At 77.8% G+C, this 1,010-nt stretch carries 2 protein-coding genes; both read right to left on the reverse strand.

Translation table 11 applies throughout. The features are described 5' to 3' along the window. Positions 1-105 precede the first annotated feature (105 nt). The gene (locus ABZS37_RS32685; protein ID WP_355175466.1) at positions 106-738 is read right to left on the reverse strand and encodes a LysE family transporter; all 633 of its coding nucleotides are present in this window, start codon (positions 736-738) and stop codon (positions 106-108) included. Then, positions 735-1,010, reverse strand: a 276-nt coding sequence (locus ABZS37_RS32690) for a hypothetical protein (RefSeq protein WP_355175468.1), incomplete at its 5' end; no start/stop codon positions are given. The genes ABZS37_RS32685 and ABZS37_RS32690, both read right to left, overlap by 4 nt.

Raw genomic sequence — 1,010 nt, forward strand, 5'->3', positions numbered from 1 at the left:
TCGTACATCACGATTGTCGGGTCGGTGGGGGGGCGCCCCCCCCCCCCCCGGGGGCCGGCACGGCGGGCGAGCGGGCCGGCACGGCCGCCGGGCGGGCGGGACCGCTCAGCCCGGCAGCAGCGCGGCCACCGCCAGCGCGGCGATGAGCGCGCTGGAGACCAGGCCGGTGACCAGCCGGCCGCGCGGCCCGGTCAGAGCTCGGCCGACCACGGTGCCGCCGCCGGCGATGAGCAACTGCCAGCTCGCCGACGCCAGGAGAACGCCCGCCACGAAGAGCGCCGCGGAGCCCGCGTCCGTGTCGGCGGCGTCCCGACGGCCGAGCACCAGCGCGGCGAAGTAGAGCACCGTCATCGGATTCAGCAGGGTCAGCCCCAGCAACGCGGCGTAGGCCCGCCCGGGAGTGCTCAGACCCCGACCAGCCGGTGCCGCCGGCGTCCGCCGCGAGCGGTGGGCGCGCCAGGTCCGCCAGAGGCCATGCGCGGCGAGACCCAGCAGGACCACGGCAGCGACCACCCGCAACGGCCCGGCGACCGGCGTGATGATCCCGACCAGACCGGCACCGCCGAGCACTGCGACCGCCGCGTAGAGCCCGTCGGCCGTCGCCACCGCGAGCGCCGCGGCCGCACCGACCCGGAACGAGGTACGGGCACTGAGCCCCAGGATGAGAATCGCGATCGCGCCGACGGGGATGGCGACGCCGTAGCCGGCAACCAGGCCGGCGAGGAACGCGCCGCTCACGACGACGGACGGCGGATCGAGGCCACCCCGGGCACGGTGCGCTGTCGACGCGCGGCGGTGGCCGCGCGGACAGAAACCTGTTTCGGGTACGCCTCAGTCACCCCGTCATCCTGGCCGCCGACGCCCCGCCGTCGCCACCAGATTTCCCGCGCCTCGCGCCTCGCGCCTCGCGCCTCGCGCCCCACGCCCCACGCCCCCCGCCCCACGCCCCACGCCCCACGCCCCACGCCCCACGCCCCACGCCCCACGCCCCACGCCCCACGCCCCACGCC

Origin of the sequence: Micromonospora sp. NPDC005413, from assembly GCF_040606435.1 — a bacterium.
In the GTDB taxonomy this organism is placed as follows: domain Bacteria; phylum Actinomycetota; class Actinomycetes; order Mycobacteriales; family Micromonosporaceae; genus Micromonospora.